The 2336-nt window shown below is 76.2% G+C and carries 1 protein-coding gene and 1 pseudogene; both read right to left on the bottom strand.

The features are described from left to right. Positions 1-827 (bottom strand): annotated as a pseudogene (locus ACWEN3_RS45475) (hypothetical protein); the annotation flags it as partial. Then, the gene (gene pelF / locus ACWEN3_RS45470; protein ID WP_452984191.1) at positions 824-2335 is read right to left on the bottom strand and encodes a GT4 family glycosyltransferase PelF; all 1512 of its coding nucleotides are present in this window, start codon (positions 2333-2335) and stop codon (positions 824-826) included. The pseudogene ACWEN3_RS45475 and the gene pelF, both read right to left, overlap by 4 nt. Between the last annotated feature and the right edge of the window lies 1 nt (position 2336).

The following is a 2336-nucleotide window of genomic DNA, read 5'->3' as shown; positions in this document are numbered from 1 at the left end:
GCGCGCAGGGCGTGCCCGGTGACGGCGAGCGTGGCCGTGAGCGCGAGCAGGGGCAGCCCGGCCCGTACCGGCGCGCCCGGCTCCCACCAGGGCAGGACCGCGGCGCCCGCGATCAGCGGGGTCAGCGCGGCGAGCAGCAGCCGTTCCCGGGCCAGCACGAGCAGGACGCCCGCCGCCGCCAGATAGAGCGACTGCGCCGCCGCCGCGAGGAGCACCGGGCCGCCGCCGGCGAGCGGGGCGGCCGCGGCGGTGGCGAGCCCCGCCCCGAGGGGGGCGCCGGTCAGGAGGGTGCGGGCGGGCTCCCGGCGGCCGGTCGCCATCCGTAAGTGGGCGCGGTGGCCGAGACCTTGGCCCCACGCCCAGGAGACGAGGCCCGCGACGATCAGGGCGGCGGCGTGCCCGCCGGGGTGCCACAGGGGCGCGGTGAGCAGGTAGGCGAGGCCCGGCAGCGCGAACAGGACTCCGCGCAGCAGGCAGCGGACGTGGTCCGGGCGCCAGGCGTCGGCCGGCGCCGCGGGCTCGGGGAAGGTACGGGGGACCCGGTCGTAGAGGGCGGTGGCGAGCGAGAAGAGGTTCGGATGGCCGTACCGCTCCCCGATCTGCTCGGCGGTCAGGCCCTCGGCCTCCAGCAGGGCGGCGACCTCGTAGGGGTGGACGGCGGGGCCTATGCGGTCGGCGAGTTCGGCGGCCAGCCGGCTCACCTCCTCGTCGTCGGGGCCGTGGCCGGGCAGCCGGAGGGACAGTGTGCGGTCGTCGTGGTGCGCGAGCCGCAGTGCCAGGGTGTCCTGTTCGGGGCCGCCCGGTTCCAGGGCCATGGGTCCGCTCATCCGGCCAGGCTCCCCGCGGCGGTGCGGACGGCCGGTCCCGGTGTCGCCGGGGCGGTGAACGGGTCGGCGTGGGCGGGCAGTTCGAGGTAGATCGAGCGGAAGGTGTCGATGGTCTGGCGCAGGGTGAACTGCTCGATCACGCGCAGCCGGGCCGCCTCCCCCATCGCCCCGCGCCGCCCGGCGTCGCCGAGCAGTTCCAGCGCGGCCGCGGCCATGCGGGCGGGGTCGCGCGGCGGCACGACGAGCCCGGTGTCGCCGACCGCCTCCCGTACCCCGCCCACGTCGGTGGAGACGGTGGCCCGTCCGCAGGACATGGCCTCGATGAGGGTGAACGGGAAGCCCTCGCTGATGCTGGAGAGCATGACGACGTTCCCGGCCGCGTAGGCGTCCTTGATGTCGTCGACGCGCCCCTCGAAGGTGACGGCGTCCGCGTGTCCCAGCTCGGCCGCGAGCGCCTCGCAGCGTTCCCGGTACGCCTCTCCGCCGCGCGGTGTCCCGCCGAACAGCCGCAGGCGTGCCTCGGGCGTCCGTTCCCGGACGAGGGCGAAGGCGCGAATGAGCGTCTCCAGGTCCTTGATGGGGTCCACGCGGCCCGCCCAGCTCAGCGTGGGGACGTCCGGTTCGGGTCCGGCGGGTGGGAAGGCGGCGGGGTCCACGCCGTTGTAGACCGTGCGGATGGACCGCGGGTCCGCACCGCCCTGCTCCTCCCACAGCCGGTTGTAGCGGTTGCCCGGGGTGATCAGGGCGGCCCGGCGGTAGCTCTCCTCGGCGAGCAGCCGGAAGAAGCCGAGGACGACGGCCTTGACCGGCCATCGGTAGGGGGCGGTGCGGTAGCCGAGGTAGCGCTCGCGCAGATAGACGCCGTGCTCGGTGAGCAGCAGCGGGACCTCGTACCGGTCCAGTCCGGCGAGGCCGGGCAGGACGGCGACGCCGCCGCTGACCGCGTGGGCCACGCCGTGCCGCGGCGGGGGCGCGGCGAGCGGGCGCAGGGCGTGTTCGAGCAGGGCGGTGGCGGTGACCGCGTCGTGCAGGGTGGGCCGGGCCTCGCGGACGGCGAGCCCCGGGCGGTTCCACACGGCCGCGAGGACGGCGATGGCCCGGTCGCCGCGCAGGAACGGGCTGAGCGTGCCGTCGGCGGCGGCCCGCGCCATGGTGTAGAGGGCGGGCGCGAACTGGGCCTCGGCGTGCGGGTCGAGCAGGGCGGTCAGAAAGAGTTCGTAGGCGTCGGCGAGCCGGTCGCGTGTCCGGCCCCGGGGCGGACGGCCCTCGGGCGGGGCTCCCCACATGGGCACGGAGAGCACGTGCCGGACGTGGGCGGGCAGGTCCCATACGACGGGTTCGCGTCCGGTGCCGGTGACGGCGACGATGTCGAAGTCGAGGTCGGGCATGCCCTGGACGAGCTGGTCGCACCAGACGCTGACGCCGCCGTGGCTGTGCGGGTAGGTGCCTTCGGTGAGCAGGGTGACGTGCGCCGCGCCGGAGCGGCGCGCGCCGTGGTGAACGTGCATC

Source organism: Streptomyces sp. NPDC004561, from assembly GCF_053602155.1.
Note: the sequence above shows the minus strand (reverse complement) of the source record. Positions and strands in the feature narration are given on the sequence as shown.